Below are 17,026 nucleotides of genomic sequence, written 5' to 3' on the forward strand. Positions count from 1 at the left end.
AGCTGCACGTCAGTTCATCTTAGCATCATTGTGGAAAAGGAGGTAGAGAAGCGATGTATAGTGCGTGGTCTCACCAGCTCGGCCAGCTGCTGCATATGGCGTTCGCCTTGTTCATGCTACTCCTTGTCGTACCGAGACTGATCTTCACACGTCCGTCCGGCGATTGGGTCGAGCGACAGCTCGTCTACAGCAGTCACATCGTCCTGTATATCATCGCCTGCGGATACATCCTTGTCGCGACGAAGCTGTACGAATTCATAGCTTGGGTGCTGCTCGTGCTTGTCTTATCCATTCGCAAATATACCCGACTCAGGAAGCTCAGGCTGGCCATGGCTGGTCCCGACTCGCATAGCTTCCAGTACCAGGTGCTGTTCTACAATGCGCTCGACGGACGACTGGCTCTCGCAGGATTAACCCGTGAGTGGCTGCAGCGCAGGTGCAGACGACTTGCCCAAGCATGCTTCGAGCGTCTGCAGGTCAAGCGACTTGCAGGTCCGCTGCTGCTGCTCAGCGTCGTCGGCTACGCCGCCTACCTCCGGTTCTACGATGCACTGACCGAGGCGGCTCCGGCGCTGTCGGACGGCTTCGTGACTCTCGCGTGGATGAAGTATATTGACAAGCGGCAGCTGTTCTTCGACTACATCTATCCGCAGGGCTTCCATATTGTGCTGGCGACGATCCAGAAGTGGGCGCAGATCGACCATCTGTACATTCTGAAATATATGGGACCGCTGGACGGCATCCTGATTACGCTCGCGATCTGGGTCACCGTTCAGCGCTTGACCGGCTCCTACTCGGGAGCGCTGCTCGCCGCCGCACTGTACGGCTGGTTCGGCGCAGAGCTGAACCCCGGTGCCTGGGAGCGCCAGACGGCGACCAATTCGCAGGAATTCGCCTTCATCTTCGTGCCGCTGACGTCATACTTCTACTACCGCTACGTACGGATGCGGGGAGAGGATAGCGAGCTGAGCGAGCGCTTGGCAGCTGGCACTGGCCAGCACGCGGAGTCCTTGTCAAGCGGCGCAGGCGAGCACACGGGGCCACCAATTGCTGCTCGCATAGGTCTGAAGCAGACGCAGCTCCGCTGGCGCTTGAAGCATCCATCCTGGCCTGGCAAGGAGGCTTGGACCTCCGTTCTCGTCGTCCTGTGCATCCTCGGCCTGACGCACGCCCTCGCGTATGCGTATGCGTGTGCGGCGATCGCCGCAGGACTCGTTGCTGGGCTGATGGTGCAGCGGGTCGGCCGATTGCAGCTTGTGCTGCAGACTGCGGCTGTGGTCGTCATCTCCGGTGCAGCCGCCGCCATTCCGCTCGGCTACGGCCTGCTGATCGGACGGCCGCTGCACTCGACGTCTGTCGAATACTTAGTCAGCAAGGTTGAGGAGACGACCTACGTGACGACAGTGAACCTGATTCACGAGATCGCAGCTGTGTCGATCGGCGTTGTCGCCATGGGCATGCTGCTCAAGCTGCTCATACGTAAGCAGTCGTGGGCAACGATGTATGTGCCCATCTACCTCGTCGGCTTCGGCTGCGCGTCCTTCCTCCTGTACGCGTATGGAGGTGAGCTGACACAGAGCGGTGTCGTCGCCTCTCGCTCAGGCGACCTGTGGGCCTTGACGGCGCCGATCTGCATCGGGTCGGCATGGCATATGGTGTGGAGCTTCGTACGTCATTACCGCTGGGCAACGGCGGTGAGCAGCAGCGTCCTCATCATGGTGCTGGCATGGGCGCTGCTGCAATGGCAGCCGGAGAAGGTGGAGCCGTATAAGATGGAGTCGGAGAGCAGCATGGAGCAATATCTTCGCATTAGTCAGCAATACCGACCGAAGACATGGACGATCGTGTCACAGACCGAGGGCGGCTACTCGCTGGCGCTCGGGATCGGCTACCATCAACAGCTTAGCAGCTTCCTTGAACGGTACGATCCGAGCTACGAGCTACTGACTAGACAGGGCTCCGCTCGACCCGATCCGGACATTACGCATGACGTCTTCCTGTTCCATGAGAGGCAGTCGATCTTCGTCAAGGAGACGAACGGACTGTATCCGCTGCTGCTGGAGCGCCGTGTACCCTTTGAAGCCAATAACCGCAGATTAGAGCAGTGGCTTCATCAATATGAGAGCTTGCATGGCAAGCCGCCCGTCTATTACGAGGATGACCACTTAACGGTCTATCACTTCCATCGGGATGCCTCTCGTAAAGAAATATTCGACCTGCTATGGGGCCCGAGCCCAACGAGCCCGGTCAGCCAGACCCGCTCGACGAGCCCCACCAGCCAGACTGGCTCATCAGGCGCAACCGGCGCTGGCAGCCCATAACGAAAGGAGGTATTGCATCCGATGGCCGAATTTGCTGCTGATCTGTTCCATCTACTGAAATACATCATCGCCTACATGCTGCTGTTCTACTGGCTCCCGGCTCTAGTGGTGCCGCCGCACGTCGATGAGCAGCAGGAGCGTCCGCGCCCGATGGACCGCTGGATGGTCAGCATGGTGCACTCCCACTTCTTCATCATCGTCGTCGTGCATGTGCTGGCTCTGTCGAAGCTGTTCGAGACGATCTCGCTGTACTGTGTCATCATCTTGACCTTCGTCTTCCTTCTGCGGAAGCGGGCGAAGGAGGGGAGCTTGTCAATTGGTGTATATCGGCTAACGACGCTGCTGGACTTGTCCGATAACCGCATGAAGCTGCGGCAGCTGCTGCTCAAGAGCCTCAGAAAGGTGCGGCTGAAGACAAGGAGAGCAATCCACCGGACAGCCACCTACATCCGCCAGCATCCGGTCGTCAGTATCGGCCTGATCGGCTCGATCGGCTGCTCCGCATACATCGTGTTCCGACATGCGCTGCTATACGCCTATTACGCCTCCTCTGACCCGTACGTTCATCTGAAGTGGGCCAAGGCGCTCAGCACGAACATTATCTATATTGACGGAGTATACCCGTATGGGTATGAGGCGGTCATTGCGGCGCTGAACAAATTTTACATGATGGACCCGTACTATATCGTCCGATATATCGGTCCGCTGACGGGCGTGCTCATTCTGTTCACCATATTCTACGTGCTGCGCAGGCTGTTCCCTAAGGATCTGATGCTCATCGTGCTGACCTTCGTCATCATTACAGCGTCATCGTGGCTGTTCGGGGGCTACGTCTGGCGGCAAATGTCCGCGTTGTCGATGGAATACGGCATTCTGTTCTTCGCTCCGGGCATCTACTACCTCATCTCGTTCTTACGGACGGGACGCTCGTATTCACTCATTCTGGCTGCGGAATGTCTGGTGCTGACGCTGTTCATCCATCCGTACGTCGCCGTCTGTCACGGTGTCGCCTACATCATCGTGTTCGTCGTATACGCAGATAAGGTGCTGGCGTCGCGAAGCATGCTGCGCATCATCGCGATCTTCCTCGCCGCCGGTATTCTCGGTATGGCGCCGCTCGCGCTCGGTATTCTGGCGGGGCTCGAGTTCCACCAGACGTCGATCGACTTCATCAAGGACAGCGTGACGCTGGACGGCGCCGAGCAGACGTGGGCAGACAAGTGGAAGGTGTATCAGAGCAATCGGTTCTTCTTCCTGTTCTTGTTCTGCATGGGCGCTCTCGCTGTGCTGCTCGCCCTGTCGCAGCTGCTGCGCAAGCGGGTGTCCCTGTTGCCGCAGCATAGCCTAAGAAGCAGCATGGTGTTCCTGCTCCTTGGCTTGTTCTTCTTCTGTGTATACCAAGCAGGCCACCTCGGACTGCCGGTGTTCATTCCCGAGTACCGACTCGAAGCGTTCTTCGTGCTCGGGGCAGCGATTTTGATGGCGCTGACGATTAGTACGGCCGGCAGTCTGCTACGCAGCACGAAGCTGTCGAATGCGTTCAAGCTGCTATCGTGCTCGGCGGCGCTGCTGTTCTTCTTCTCCAATAGCGGGCATGCGATACCAGAGGGTGATCGGTTCCAGTATGACGATGCCGCGCGAGCGTACTTGCGCATACAGGGAGACTTCCCGCATCAGGAGTGGACGATCGTCTCGACGATTGAGGAGTATCCGCTCGTCATCGGCTACGGCTGGCATTACAACCTGTGGGAGTTCGTGCGCGACATTACGGGTCAAGGCGACGCGGAACGAGTCAGCTTCCCGACTAACTACGTGTTCTGGTTCGTGGAGAAGGTGCCGCTCGGCACAGAGCGGCACGTGACGGAGGCGGACGCGGCACAGCCGTTCCCGACGATACAGGGCGATCGACTCGATGATTATTACCGCAACAAGGATAGCCGCACCGTGCTCGAAGCGAAGACTTATTACTGGGCGGAGGCGTACCGGCAGAAGCATCCGGGTCGTCTTGAGGTGTATGAGGACACGCCGAGCATGCGCATTTACTTATTGAAGCAGGACGGGAATAACCCGTATGACCTGCTGCGCTGAGGAGAGAAGAAGATGAGGGTGCTGTTGACCGATGGCTTGATGCGCAAGACGCTCTCGGCTGTACGTTCGCTAGGGGAGCAGGGGGTGGAGGTCGTCGTCGCCGATCGCATGCGTGTGACGTCGGCCGCCTTCTCTAAGTATTGCTATAGAGCGCTTCGTTACCCCGATCCGGCTGCAGCTCCGCAGCTATTCATGAGCTGGCTGCTCGAGACGCTGGAGGTTCAGCGGATCGATGTGCTCATCCCTATGGACGATCAGACGATGTCTATCGTGCTGAAGCATCGGGAGGAGATTGAGGACAGAACTCGCGTTCTACTTCCGCCTCTGGATAGCTACAAGATCGCGGCGGATAAGTTCTTATCCGTCAAGTGGGCCGCCTCGCACGGGGTAGATTGTCCAGAGACGCTGATGCCGATGAGCATGAAGGAGCTGCAGAGCGCCATGAGCAGCTTAACGTATCCGGTCGTCATTAAGCCTCGGGCGAGCGCAGGCTCGAGAGGGATCCGCATGGCGCATACGCCAGCGGAGCTGCAGCTGCTGTACCGCGAGGTGCATGCGGAGTATCCGTACCCGCTGCTGCAGGAGTGCATTCCGGAGGGGCCGCGCTACGATGTCTGCCTGTTGTACAAGGCGGATGGGACGCTTGCTGCTTCCTTCGTGCAGAAGGAGCTGAGGCATTTTCCCGCGGAGCGGGGGCCAAGTACGGCACAGGAGAGCGTCGCATGGCCAGAGCTGATCGATGCGTGCGATCGGATGCTATCGGCCTTGAAGTGGCGCGGCGTCGCGGAGGTGGAGTTCATGCTCGATCCGCGGGACGGCAAGCCGAAGTTCATGGAGATCAACCCGCGCTACTGGAACTCGCTGCACTTGTCGTACTTGTCCGGACTGAACTTCCCGTACGATACGGCTCGGGAGGCGCTCGGACTCGGACTTACGGCAGATGAGCCTGCTCCCTATAAGGTCGGCGTACGGTGCCGCTCGCTGCTGCCGATCGATCTGCTGCACTTCTTGACGCGAAGGCGCAGGCTCGCTGCAGTCGGGGCGTTCGCCAAGTCGCTGTGGAACGGCGGCAAGGACGACATTATATCGTTCAAGGACCCGCTGCCCGCTCTCGGCATGGTGCTCGCCTGCTTCCGGCTCAGTCTCAATAGAACGGTGTGGAAGATGATGTTCGATCGATGAAGGGATGGGAAGCATGTGTTGAATGCATTAACGGTTGATGTGGAGGACTGGTACCAGACGAACGATTTTAACTATCCAGTGGAGACGTGGGGGAATTACCAGGATCGGGTGGTGGACAATACGTTCCGCCTGCTGGGCATGCTGGAGGAGCATCAGGTGAAGGGGACGTTCTTCATTCTAGGCTGTATTGCGGAGAAATATCCGGAGCTCGTGCGCGAGATCGACGTGAGAGGTCATGAGATCGGCTCGCATGGCGGCTGGCACCGGATGGTGAGCGAGCTGTCGCTGAAGGAGTTCAGACGGGACGTTCTATACTCCAGGCGAATGCTCGAGCGCGTTACGGGCAAGCCGGTACGTCTGTTCCGCGCGCCGTCGTGGTCGATCTCGCCGGATCGCTACGAGGTGCTCACCATCCTGGACCAGCTCGGCTTCACGTGCGACTCCAGCATTCAGCCGTTCTGGACGCCGCTCTCTGGTGTCGCGGGAGCGCCGTCTGAGCCATATTACCCAGTCGTGAACGGCCGACAGCTCAGCCTGCTCGAATTCCCGCCGACGGTGCTGGACTTCGGCAAGCTGAAGGTGCCGTTCTCCGGCGGCTTCTACATGCGGGCGCTGCCCTATACCGTTATCGCTTGGGCACTGAGGCAGCTGAACGAGAAGCGAGCGGGCATGATCTATATTCACCCGTGGGAGATTGATCTGGAGCAGCCGGTCGTTCGCAAGGTGCAGCCTCACCGCAAGCTGATTCATTACCATAACTTGAGAACGATGGAGCCGAAGCTGCTTCGTCTGCTGAAGGAGTTCCGCTTCGGCACGATGAGCGAGGTGATCCGCGAGAGCTACGCGGGCTCTCCGGTCAAGCAGCTGAGCGCTTCGGTCTAAGGGGGAGAAGGCTACGGCTGCGATCCATACTTTGTTCCAGTCTATACGGGGACCGACCGGTGCTGTTATATTCGTCAATCTGCTGCTTGCCGTCGTCGCCTTCCTGAAGGATACGTTGTATGCGATCTACTTCGGTACGCAGCAGGAGGCTGACCAGCTCGCGCTATCGTTCTTCATCGCCGATACGCTCGGCAACGGATTGTTCGCGGCTGTACTCGCCTCCGCCTGTGTGCCGAAGCTGACCGAGCTGACACTCTCAGGCGATGAGGCGCGATTGCGCAGCTCGATTCGGTGGGCCGTCATCGGGACGGCCGCAATTGGTCTATTGCTTGCCAGCTTGTGCGCGATCTTCAGCGTCCCGCTTCTCGGCTCGTTCGGCGCAGAGCTCGCGCCTCGTGGACAGGACACGTCTACGGCACTGCTGCTTCTAATGCTGCCGATCACGCTGCTGGCGCCGCTCGGTGCGGTCGGCACCTCTGTGCTGCAGGCGCAGAGGGAGTTCATCAGGCCGGCCGTAGCGCCTGTACTCTTGAATGGGGTGCTGCTCGCCGCCATCGTCGTCGCGCTTGCGCTGCAGCTGCCGCATGAGAGCGGTGTATACGTCTACGCGATGTGCGTTACCGGTGCGGCCGCGGTCATGGCTGTGTATGTATGGCAGCCGATTGTCGGCACGAGGGGTGGAGTCAGGCTGACAGACCGCTTGCTTCCGCGGCTCGACCCCGTCGTACGCGCCGATGTGCGCGAGATGGCCGCTGCCGCCTTGCCTTACTTCTTCATTCTGCTCACGTCACAGACGGTGCTGCTCGTGGAGCGCTATCTGGCGTCCCAGCTTGAGGTCGGTACGATCGCCGGCTTGAACTACGCCTACCGCATCTCCCAGTTCCCGATCTGGGTGTTCGCAGCTGCCATCTCGGCCGTCGTGCTGCCCTCCTTATCCGAATGGATTCGGAGCCGGGAATGGCACAAGCTGCAGCAACGGCTGCATCGCTCCGTGCTTGCCATTACCGCTCTGACGCTGCCGCTGTCGCTGCTGTTCTACGTGTTTCATGAGCCCATCGTCGCACTGCTGTTCCTGCGGGGCTCGTTCGATCATAGCTCGCTCGCCTTGACCTCCGGTATGCTGCAGAGCTATGCGCTGTGCATGGTCGGGCAAGGCATCTCGACGGTCGTGCTGCGCTACTTCCTCGCGGCTGGCCAGATGAGCAGGGCGCTGCTCGTGTTCATACTGTCCGGGGCGGTTACGATCGCGCTCGACCTCGTGCTCGTTGCCCGCCTTGGCGCTCCCGGCATCGGCTACGCGGCTGCCTGCGGCTGGAGCTTGAACGCGGTATGTCTATGGCTGATGATGGTTCGTTCGTTACGTATGACAATGAAGAAAGAGGGATTCGCCGATGGTCAAATCACTAGTCATCATTCCAGCTTATAATGAGGAAAAAAGCATCGCCAGCGTCATTACCGGCATCCGCGAGCAGCAGCTCGACGTCGACATCCTGGTCGTCAATGACGGCTCGGCCGACCGTACGGCGCAGCTGGCAGCGCAGCTTGGCGTCTACGTTATTTCGCATCCGAGCAATATCGGTTACGGCTCCGCGCTGCAAACCGGCTACAAGTTCGCCAGTCTGTATCAGTATCCATACATTATTCAATTCGACGGCGACGGCCAGCACGATCCGTCCACGCTGCGCAGCATGATCGAGGAGATGAACAAGGGGACGAGCGATATCGTAATTGGTTCCCGGTTTCTGAACAATGAGCGTATAGAGATGCATGTTGGACCGCACAAGAGAGCGGTAGCGGGCTTATTCCGCGACATCATTCGGGTCTTAACGGGCAAGCGGATCACCGACACGACATCCGGCTTACGCTGCATTCGACTGCCCTTGTATCGCGAATTCGCGATCAAGAACCGGTTCCCGATGGAATATCCGGATGCGGACTTCCTCATTCGGATGCTGTATCGCAATCTGACGATTACCGAGGTCCCTGTCAATATGCGGGATCGCGAGCACGGAGAGAGCCAGCAGCACGGTGGCTTGAAGCCGATCATCTACATGTGCCGCATGATGCTCAACATTCTCATCGTCTTCGTCCAGTACAAATTCAGATTGAGGGTGAAAAATAATGCCTAGCATTCTTCCCTACTTCACATTTGTATGCGGTCTGTGCTTCGTTATCATCGTCTTCCGTCTGCTCGCTCGTAGCAAAATAAGCGAGAAGCTGTCGCTCGTCTGGCTCGGCGGCTCCACCCTCATTCTCGTGCTATCCGGCAATCCGGGCTCGCTCGATAAGCTTGCAGCACTGCTCGGCGTGCAATACCCGCCCTCGCTGCTGTTCATGCTGTCTACACTTGTGCTGCTCTTGATCGTGCTATACTTGTCCATTCAGATCTCGCATCTGAACGATAAGCTGAAGGAGGTAGCGCAGCACGTGGCGCTGAACAACTTCTTCGTCAGCTCCGAGCTTCATATGCAGGAAGCGGGAGTGTCACTCGGAAAGGAGTCGTCCCTTCAACATGAGTAGCCTTACGACCTTATATCCCGTTCAAGCGGCTGCGGCGGGTATGCTGCTCGCGGTACTCATTATGGTGGCACTCGACATATTGGGGCGGTTTCGTGCGGGCAAGAGGAGAGCGAAGTCGTCTGAGGCGAACCCTAATATAGATGCTGGGCTCGCTGCAGACGGCGCTATTGGCACATTGACTGAAGATGCTTCTAAGACTGGCAGTGCGCGTGACACCGCCATCGGAGCATCAGCGGCCGTCCATGCGCTTGCTGCTGATGAGTCGTTCGACCTCGTCGTCGCTGCGGGCAAGGCGCGACGGCTCGTTGAACAGCCCGACGCGCTGGTCGAGCTGCTGTTCCAGCTTGCACAGACGAGCTGGAGCATGGACGGCTGCTTGCTGATTCATCCGGAGGGGCAGCAATTGAAGGTGACTTGCTCGTCCAAGGCGCAGGGAAGGGGTCTTGAGGCTCAGCTTGCTGAAGACAGGGGGATGAGGGCACTGTTTCGCCTCATCGGGGAGGCGGTCGAGCCCGTAACGATAACTACCGAACACCCGAGGTACAGCAGTCTACCGGAGACGGTGCGCGGGATCGGCGCGCAGTGGCTCGTATTCGCTAGAATGATGTACAGGGGCGAGCCTGCTGTCTGGATCGGCTACGCGATGGATCAGGAGCAATGGACCGGTCCATACAGCTACCGGGTACTCATGCTTGGGAGCGTGCTCGGACCGCTCAACGACCTGCTTCTGCAGCAGAGCCTTGCTGGCTCCGGTTCGGCGACTGCTCTCCAGCAATTGCGCAGCCTGGCGCAGCTCGTCGACTGTATCGAGCCGGGCTCATCCGGCCGCTCGGAGCAGGTGGGCCGCTACGCTGCAGCTATTGCGAGGCAGCTCGGTCTTGAGCCTCAGCTCGCACAGCGTGCCTCACTCGTCAGCAGCTTAGGCCGCATCGGTCTGCTTGGCTGTCCGGAGGAGCTATATATGAGGCACGATGTCGAGCTGCAGTCTGAGCTGTGGCGAAGACGCATTCGTCTCATCTCAGCGGAGCTCGTACGGTCTCTGACAGGCGACCTTCAGCTCGCAGCCGATCTACACGGAGAAGCCAACAACGAAGCTACCGACTCTGCCGCTGCTGACAGCAATTCAGATGAAACCGGGCAGCTGCGACCCGACCCTCCCGCACATTACGACGAGCCGAGCTATCTGGCAGCTGCACAGGCTGCAGAGCGCTTCGTTAGCTTGCTGAGTGCAGGCTCAGACACTGTACGCATCGGCTCCTTCGCTGATACGATGAGCCAGCTGCGTCTCGAAGCTGGCTCGCAGCTGAACGCGCGAGCTGTTGAAGCACTAACAGCTTGGTTCGCGCTGAAGCGGGAGCAGATACCATCCAGCGAGCGCTCGCTTGGCTATTGCTGGGAGATGAACTGCGCCCCGCTCACAGTATGCCGCAGCTGTCCCGCATACGAGCAGTATGCTGTGAATTGCTGGGAGCAGCTAGACAATGCCTGCAAGGCGCACGGCAAGAGCTGCAGCACGTGCTATGTTTATACAGAGAGCCAAGACTGGCAGCATCAGCAGAGTGTCTAAGTCATGTGCGAGTGTGGCGGTCAGCTATATGTTCCTGAAGCACGCAGTAGCTAGGAGATTCGTATGGCATGTGATACAATATGTATACGAATGTATGCGAAAGCGAGGAATTGTTGATGCGTATAGGTTGGAAGTGGACGATCCCCGTTCTATTGCTGGGGGGCAACATCGCGGTTTGGTTCTTCGGCAGTCAGTACTATGACCGGCAGGCGCGCGCCGCGGCCGTACCAGCTGCTGCAAGCCAGTCGACCCCAGCGAGCCCGGCAAGCCGTGTAACAGAGGACGTCTATCCGAACGGTTCACAGCAGGAGCGGCCTGCGGGAATGCTGTACGATCCTGCTGATCCGTTGCAGCTCCAGTTAGCTGCTGTTCAGTCGTATTCGTCAAGCAGAGCACACCAATAGAGCAGCAGTCATTATACAAGCAAGGGGGAGGGAGTAGTGAAGGTCGGTGATCGCATCAAAGTGCTGCGCTTACAGAGGGGATATACTCAGCACAGCATGGCCGAGAAGCTTCATATCGGAAGAGCCCACTACAGCCACATCGAGAATAACCGAATTAATCCTTCCATTGACAATTTGAGCCGCATTGCGGACATATTGAACACGACGACCGACTACCTTCTTGATCGGACAGGGGACACATCGCAGTCTTCTGTAGACATCGACCACCCGGCGATTCAGCTGTTATCTCGCGCGGCTTGCCGAATGACCGAGGAGCAAGTATTGCAGCTTCGCCGAGTCGCCGAGGTGCTCTATCCCGATGCATTCCGAGAATAACTCAATAAGCTCACAGTCATACACACCCATTCACGCATGCCCAAAAAGAGCACAGTCTGATCGTTCAGAACCGTGCTCCTTGGCTTGTTCACAATTGAGAACGGCTGCGTACAAGCAGCCCCAAGTCTATTCCTTGCGACCTATCATACGCTCCGCCCGGATGAAGGCGATAAAGCGGCGCGCCTCATCGGCAGTCAGCTTCGTCCCGTCGATCGTCAGGCTGAACTTCTCCATAATGTTGTCATCTGACAGCTCCAGGCTGTCCACGAATTCTCGAACCTCATCATCCAATACTTGATGCGGGTCGTCGGTGCGTCCGAGTAAATAATCGACTGACACCTTAAAGAAGTTGGCGATCTTGTCGATCGTTTCGAAATCTGGTGCACGTCTGTTGTTCTCGTAATGCGAGAGAGAGGCGCGTGTAATGCCGAGCTTGCTGGACAAATCGCCTTGCGTCATCGCATGCTTCTCACGAAGCAGTGCGATTCGCTCTCCGTAGTTCATAGACGGTACCTCCCAACATAGTTGACTTCCCAGTAGATGTATTATAAGCATGGCAAAAAAAAACATCTTGACAATGATACAGTTTGTATCATATTTTTAATTTAGTGAATGCACTCTTGGATGGTTCATTACAGATTGTATCCGCTTTACAAGCTTATTGTAACCAAAAAGTATGAAGATGGGAAGATGCTGAGTGCATGATTCGACATATTTTCTTGATGCCTCATATTTCAAGCTTCGTTCACCGATTCGGCTGACGCTCTCCATCGAGCGGCTGAACGGTAGAACGGTACATACGAGAAGCGCTGTCGTTCGATTGGTGAGCGTGACTGAGCACGACATTACGTTCGCCACTCCGCTCCGGTTACCTGACGATCACGAGGTGCAGCTTCGCTTCGAGCTTGCTGCAGACGAGCTTCGATTGAGCTGGCTCGGTATGCTTCTTCGACAGGAAGGTGAAGGCTCCTCCAACATCTATGCCGCACAGTGCACGTTGCAGGAGAAGGAGCGCTCGCATCTCTTACGCAGGCTAGCTGAAGCGTCCGATCAGAGAGAACGATTCTACGACCGTGCGACAGAAAGCTACCAGCTGCATATGAGCCCTATCTATAATTATACCCCGCTAGTCAATGTTCAAACCTAATTTCCATCCATACATTCTATGTCGTATTCTTTCATTCACAGCGTTCACCCTGGAGCTTCATCCATTTAACATAGATAACAAGGAGTGGGATTATGGTAATGAAAAACAAGCTAATGCTGACCACGCTTAGCGTTGGTCTGCTGTACAGCAGCCTGATGGTTGTCCCGGGCGTTGAGCTAGGACTGTATCGTTCCGTCTATGCAGCTACAACTCCAAGCCAGAAGCTGAACGATGAGATCAAGCGCATCGTGGAGAAGATGACGCCGGAAGACCGGAAGATCGTGCTTGCCGCTCAGGACAAGGTGGATGCTCTCAAGTCCGATCTCAATAATCCGGATAACCAGAAGCTTATTCAACCGATCTGGGCACGTGTAGAGGCGAAGAAGGGCACATCGCCGGACTATCCGAACTTGACCAAGGCGAACATTCTGAACCTCGTACTGCATCTGAGCTACCCGTATGATCAGCAAGGAAGTGGACTGAACGACATCATCACGAAGCCGGAGCTGCGCGCTGTCGCTGACGAGCTCATCCGTCTTGCCGGACAGGATGGCTTGAATTATATTACGATCGACGACATCGCAGCTGCGATCGACAAGCTGCAATCGAACGTTACGAATCGCTTCAAGGCGATGACGCTTAATGAGCTGCTGAATATGGCGACAGACCCGGTCAAGGCTGAGAATGTCGTGGAAGAAGAGCTTAATAAGGTGATCGGCGATAACTCGCTGAAGGTCTCTAACGTCTTGTCCACAATTGGGATTCGAGGCTCCGACATTACCGATGTTATCCGTCTATTCCGTCCGCGGGTTGACCCAGATCGTAAGGCAATGATCGCCTGGGTGAAGGCTGTTATCGCTGCAGAGGGTCTTGGCAATGGCAGCGGTAATGGTGAAGATTCGGGAAGCGGCAGTGGAGGCGGTACAACAGGCGGTACACCGGGCGGCACCACGACAGCTCCGTTCAACGGAACGCTCGGACTTGGAGCTGCGACGGTAACACAGGTGACCAAGAATGGCGTCGCGGTTAACGTTGTCGAGCTGAAGAGCGAGCAACTGAAGGCTGCGCTTGACGACCTCGCAAGCGGCAAGGTAGCTGGCAAGGTGCTGACTCTCGATCTCGGTGCTACGAAGCTGCCGGTCGATGTGAAGCTTGATGCAGCAGTATTGGCAGCAGCAGCTTCATCGGGCATTACGTTGAAGATTGTTGTAGATGGTATTACGCTCCAGATGCCTCTGAACATCTTCGCTAACGCAGCAGGCGCAGCGAATGATCGAATTGTCTTCGAGCTTGCACGAATTGACGAGGGAGATACGATGTATGAGAGAATTCAGAAGGCGGCTGCACTGAAGAGTTCTAAGGTTGTCAAGCCGATCTACCAATTCTCCATTAAGCGGGAAACGGCCAGCGGTACACGGACGAATATTACCGACTATAAGAATCAGTATGTGCCTCGAACGTGGACAATGAACAGCAGCGTGAATGCAAGCCGCACAACAGCCGTATGGTTCAATCCGGCCAATGATAAGCTGAGCTTCGTTCCATCTGTCTTCTCAGGCGGCTCCAGCACCTCGAACGCGACAATCAGTTCTCTGCACGACGCGATCTTTGCAACCATTACACGCGAGAAGGAGTTCGCGGATCTGTCGAGTCACTGGTCGAAGTCGGACGTTGAGATGATGGCCTCGAAGCTGGTAGTCGACGGCGTCAGCGAAGATACGTTCTCGCCGGAAGCTTCGGTTACACGTGCCGAGTTCGCGGCATTGCTCGTCCGTGCGCTCGGACTGTTGGAAGCACCAGCGGGCAGCACGTTCAAGGATGTGCAGGCAAGCGCCTGGTACAGCGGCTCTGTCGAAGCGGCGGCGAAGGCCGGACTCATCGAGGGCTTCGAGGACGGTACCTTCAAGCCAGACGCGACGATCCAGCGTGAGCAGCTATTCGTCATGCTCGAGCGCGCAGCGAAGTACGTCGGCCAAGATATTAAGGTCGCCTCGAACGGCAACCATAGATGGGAGCAGTTCGTCGATACGTCGCTCGTCAGCCCATGGGCAGCTGATGCAGTTAAGAAGTCGCTGCAGGCTGACATCATCCAAGGAGTGAAGGACTACTATGTCCGTCCACAGGAGACAGCGACAAGAGCGCAGGCGGCGGTGCTCCTGAAGCGACTGCTCGACCACCTGAAGTTTATCGACTAGTAAGTAGCTGAAGAATGTAGCAGGGAGGCTGGGGAGATCCGGTTGAGGATCTCCTCTTCTTTATGAAAAAGCAATTATAAAAAAAACTTGATATTTCGTCATAGAAGTAGGCGTTTTCATTGCTTACATTCGACATATAGCGACATATTTTTTGTTTGACAAGATACGCTGTGTATCATAAAGTGATAGTAAGAGCTGCAAGCAACATATCCTCTAACCATTCGATAGAGAAGGAGCAATGCCAAATGAGTAAACGACATGCCCATTCTGAACCGATCCATTTGGATATACAGCTGATCTTAGAGCAGCTCGATATTGCCTCCGACAAGTTCGTCAACGCCTCGATGATCGAGCCTAAGCCTTCCGAGCTTAATCAACAATCTTCCACAAAAGATTCATTCCGCGCGAATAATCGTTAAAAACCGCTTGACATGAAACATATTGTATCATAAAGTGTAAGTTGTAAGAGTAATGATACTTATAGTATCAATTTAATGTGCGTGAGTACGTTCTCTAGCGAGAACAACAGCGGAGCTGTCAGATCGGCGCGACCAGATGGCAGCTGAGGTGAGAGGGGGCGCGTGACAGATTCCTGGGACGGCACAGTCGAGACATAAGTAGGATCGCAGGGACTCATTTTTTTAACTACAATGATACATTAAGTATCAGTTAATACAAATAAACTAGAGAGAGCGTGAGGAGAAGCAATGGAACTAGAGCTGAAGGAATACGTCCAAATCTTAAAGAAGCGCATGTGGATGATTTTGGTGATCGTGCTTGCCAGCTGTCTGGCCTCGGCTGCGATTAGCTTCTATTACTTGAAGCCGGTCTACTCCGCCAGCACGAAGCTGATCGTCAACAAGTCAGTCGAAGTGAGCGGTAAAGATACGATTACGAGCGATCTCGTTCGGTCACAAATCATGCTCGTCAATACATATAAGGAAATTGTGAAGACACCGGCCATTATGGAGAAGGTAGCCACCCAATATCCAGACCTCGGGCTGACCACGGAGCAGCTCATCCAGAAGGTGAAGATCAGCTCGGTCAACGATACACAGGTCATCACGTTAACCGTCGAAGATCAATCCCACGTCTTAGCTGTCCGTACCGTGAATGCGATCGCGGATGTGTTCCGTAGTCAAATTCCTCTCATCATGAATGTCGACAACGTCATGATTCTCAATGAAGCGAAGCTGCTGGACCATCCGCAGCCGATCAAGCCGAATCCGAAGATGAATATTGCGATCGCCTTCGTCGTCGCGCTCATGGTCGCGATCGGACTGACGTTCCTCCTCGAATATCTCGATGACACGATTAAGAATGAAGCGGATGTGCAGCATGTGCTCGGCCTGCCGGTGCTCGTCACGATCCATAAGATGTCGAAGGAAGACTTCGGCACGAATAAGCAAGACAAACATACACAGGTGGGGGAGACGACCTATGCAAGCGCGAGCCAATAATTATCGCATTATGATCGCGGAGAATCCGAAGTCGTTCATCTCGGAGTCGTACCGGACGCTGCGCACGAATATTCAGTTCTCAACGGTGGATGATGAAATTAAGGCGATCATGGTCACCTCACCGGAGCCGTCTGAAGGCAAGTCGACAACGATTGTGAACCTCGCGGTCGCCTTCGCTCAAGAGGGCAAGCGGGTCATCCTGCTGGATGCGGACCTTCGGAAGCCGACGCTTCACTATTATTTCACGAAGTCGAATCGAATCGGCATCTCCAGTGTACTCGCCGGCCAGCACCAGCTCATGCAGGCGATCAACGATACTCATATCGATAACTTGTCGCTTCTATCGAGCGGTCCGATCCCGCCGAACCCGGCGGAGATGCTGAACTCGAAGAAGATGAACGCGCTGCTCGACGAGCTGAAGCAATCGTACGACATCATTCTAATCGACTCGCCGCCTGCGCTTGCCGTGACGGATGCTCAGGTGCTGTCGACCAAGTGCGACGGAGTGGTGATGCTGCTCAGCAGCGGACGCGTGAAGCGGGATACGGCCCGCAAGGCGGTGCAGAGGCTGCAGCAGGTGAATGCGCGGTTCCTCGGCGTCGTGCTCAATAACAAGGAACGCAAGAAGGAAGATGCGCCTTACTACTATTATTACAGCTCGGAGGAATAAGGGATTCGAATGCTTATGAATATGAAGGAAGCTTCAGCCCGAGGGCGCGCTTCAGGTCATGTCTACTGCACCTCTATCACGTGTAGGCACTCGGTCATGCTGTGGGCGGCTTGCCGCCTTAGACGTTCATCGTCAAGGGTGTGACGTGAGGAGGGGTTAGATGCCCCATTCTTTATTGTGTATAAAATTTCAAGCTATGCCGTTTTCGTGGTGAA

General features: G+C 56.1%; 16 protein-coding genes. 15 read left to right on the forward strand and 1 reads right to left on the reverse strand.

Going from position 1 to position 17,026, the window contains the following annotated elements:
* Positions 1-53: 53 nt before the first annotated feature.
* The 10 genes from PAE68_RS06765 (at position 54) to PAE68_RS06810 (ending at position 11,339) form a co-directional block, all read left to right on the forward strand.
* On the forward strand, positions 54-2,321 hold the full coding sequence (locus tag PAE68_RS06765; RefSeq protein WP_281885339.1) for a hypothetical protein: 2,268 nt from the start codon (positions 54-56) through the stop codon (positions 2,319-2,321).
* A 21-nt stretch (positions 2,322-2,342) separates the two neighbouring features.
* Entirely contained in the window at positions 2,343-4,409 is a 2,067-nt protein-coding gene (locus PAE68_RS06770) for a hypothetical protein (protein WP_281885341.1), read from the forward strand.
* Positions 4,410-4,421: 12 nt separating this feature from the next.
* Complete coding sequence (locus PAE68_RS06775) at positions 4,422-5,591, forward strand: carboxylate--amine ligase (protein ID WP_281885343.1); 1,170 nt, start codon at positions 4,422-4,424, stop codon at positions 5,589-5,591.
* Between the two features lie 15 nt (positions 5,592-5,606).
* The gene (locus tag PAE68_RS06780) at positions 5,607-6,473 is read left to right on the forward strand and encodes a DUF3473 domain-containing protein (RefSeq protein WP_281885345.1); all 867 of its coding nucleotides are present in this window, start codon (positions 5,607-5,609) and stop codon (positions 6,471-6,473) included.
* A 31-nt stretch (positions 6,474-6,504) separates the two neighbouring features.
* Entirely contained in the window at positions 6,505-7,899 is a 1,395-nt protein-coding gene (gene murJ / locus PAE68_RS06785) for a murein biosynthesis integral membrane protein MurJ (RefSeq protein WP_281885347.1), read from the forward strand.
* A complete protein-coding gene (locus tag PAE68_RS06790) occupies positions 7,865-8,602 on the forward strand; it encodes a glycosyltransferase family 2 protein (RefSeq protein ID WP_281885349.1) in 738 nt (245 codons plus the stop codon). The genes murJ and PAE68_RS06790 overlap by 35 nt, the downstream gene beginning before the upstream one ends.
* Positions 8,595-8,993, forward strand: coding sequence for a DUF2304 domain-containing protein (locus tag PAE68_RS06795; RefSeq protein WP_281885351.1), 399 nt, complete (start codon positions 8,595-8,597; stop codon positions 8,991-8,993). Before PAE68_RS06790 ends, PAE68_RS06795 begins: the two co-directional genes overlap by 8 nt.
* Positions 8,986-10,560, forward strand: coding sequence for a hypothetical protein (locus PAE68_RS06800; protein ID WP_281885353.1), 1,575 nt, complete (start codon positions 8,986-8,988; stop codon positions 10,558-10,560). The genes PAE68_RS06795 and PAE68_RS06800 overlap by 8 nt, the downstream gene beginning before the upstream one ends.
* A 116-nt stretch (positions 10,561-10,676) precedes the next feature.
* The gene (locus PAE68_RS06805) at positions 10,677-10,964 is read left to right on the forward strand and encodes a hypothetical protein (RefSeq protein ID WP_281885355.1); all 288 of its coding nucleotides are present in this window, start codon (positions 10,677-10,679) and stop codon (positions 10,962-10,964) included.
* Positions 10,965-11,000: 36 nt separating this feature from the next.
* Positions 11,001-11,339, forward strand: coding sequence for a helix-turn-helix domain-containing protein (locus PAE68_RS06810; protein ID WP_281885357.1), 339 nt, complete (start codon positions 11,001-11,003; stop codon positions 11,337-11,339).
* Positions 11,340-11,465: 126 nt separating this feature from the next.
* On the opposite strand, the gene PAE68_RS06815 is transcribed toward PAE68_RS06810, so the two are convergent.
* Positions 11,466-11,843 carry a helix-turn-helix domain-containing protein gene (locus tag PAE68_RS06815; RefSeq protein WP_281885359.1) on the reverse strand — a complete coding sequence of 126 codons (378 nt, stop codon included), beginning with the start codon at positions 11,841-11,843 and terminating at the stop codon, positions 11,466-11,468.
* A gap of 193 nt (positions 11,844-12,036) precedes the next feature.
* On the opposite strand from PAE68_RS06815, the gene PAE68_RS06820 reads away from it, so the two are divergent.
* The 5 genes from PAE68_RS06820 (at position 12,037) to PAE68_RS06840 (ending at position 16,811) form a co-directional block, all read left to right on the forward strand.
* The gene (locus PAE68_RS06820) at positions 12,037-12,486 is read left to right on the forward strand and encodes a hypothetical protein (protein ID WP_281885362.1); all 450 of its coding nucleotides are present in this window, start codon (positions 12,037-12,039) and stop codon (positions 12,484-12,486) included.
* A gap of 98 nt (positions 12,487-12,584) precedes the next feature.
* The gene (locus PAE68_RS06825; protein WP_281885364.1) at positions 12,585-14,681 is read left to right on the forward strand and encodes an S-layer homology domain-containing protein; all 2,097 of its coding nucleotides are present in this window, start codon (positions 12,585-12,587) and stop codon (positions 14,679-14,681) included.
* Positions 14,682-14,926: 245 nt separating this feature from the next.
* Positions 14,927-15,100: a hypothetical protein gene (locus PAE68_RS06830; protein ID WP_281885366.1), complete on the forward strand. Its 174-nt coding sequence runs from the start codon at positions 14,927-14,929 to the stop codon at positions 15,098-15,100.
* A 288-nt stretch (positions 15,101-15,388) separates the two neighbouring features.
* Entirely contained in the window at positions 15,389-16,141 is a 753-nt protein-coding gene (locus PAE68_RS06835) for a YveK family protein (RefSeq protein ID WP_281885368.1), read from the forward strand.
* Positions 16,122-16,811: a CpsD/CapB family tyrosine-protein kinase gene (locus tag PAE68_RS06840; RefSeq protein ID WP_281885370.1), complete on the forward strand. Its 690-nt coding sequence runs from the start codon at positions 16,122-16,124 to the stop codon at positions 16,809-16,811. Before PAE68_RS06835 ends, PAE68_RS06840 begins: the two co-directional genes overlap by 20 nt.
* Positions 16,812-17,026 lie beyond the last annotated feature (215 nt).

Source organism: Paenibacillus sp. YYML68 (assembly GCF_027923405.1).
GTDB lineage: Bacteria > Bacillota > Bacilli > Paenibacillales > NBRC-103111 > Paenibacillus_G.

Coding starts and splice junctions, on each gene's coding strand:
- PAE68_RS06765 (WP_281885339.1), top strand. CDS start 54: ATGTATAGTGCGTGGTCTCACCAGCTCGGCCAGCTGCTGCATATGGCG.
- PAE68_RS06770 (WP_281885341.1), top strand. CDS start 2,343: ATGGCCGAATTTGCTGCTGATCTGTTCCATCTACTGAAATACATCATC.
- PAE68_RS06775 (WP_281885343.1), top strand. CDS start 4,422: ATGAGGGTGCTGTTGACCGATGGCTTGATGCGCAAGACGCTCTCGGCT.
- PAE68_RS06790 (WP_281885349.1), top strand. CDS start 7,865: ATGGTCAAATCACTAGTCATCATTCCAGCTTATAATGAGGAAAAAAGC.
- PAE68_RS06795 (WP_281885351.1), top strand. CDS start 8,595: ATGCCTAGCATTCTTCCCTACTTCACATTTGTATGCGGTCTGTGCTTC.
- PAE68_RS06800 (WP_281885353.1), top strand. CDS start 8,986: ATGAGTAGCCTTACGACCTTATATCCCGTTCAAGCGGCTGCGGCGGGT.
- PAE68_RS06805 (WP_281885355.1), top strand. CDS start 10,677: ATGCGTATAGGTTGGAAGTGGACGATCCCCGTTCTATTGCTGGGGGGC.
- PAE68_RS06815 (WP_281885359.1), bottom strand. CDS start 11,843: ATGAACTACGGAGAGCGAATCGCACTGCTTCGTGAGAAGCATGCGATG.
- PAE68_RS06825 (WP_281885364.1), top strand. CDS start 12,585: ATGAAAAACAAGCTAATGCTGACCACGCTTAGCGTTGGTCTGCTGTAC.
- PAE68_RS06830 (WP_281885366.1), top strand. CDS start 14,927: ATGAGTAAACGACATGCCCATTCTGAACCGATCCATTTGGATATACAG.
- PAE68_RS06835 (WP_281885368.1), top strand. CDS start 15,389: ATGGAACTAGAGCTGAAGGAATACGTCCAAATCTTAAAGAAGCGCATG.
- PAE68_RS06840 (WP_281885370.1), top strand. CDS start 16,122: ATGCAAGCGCGAGCCAATAATTATCGCATTATGATCGCGGAGAATCCG.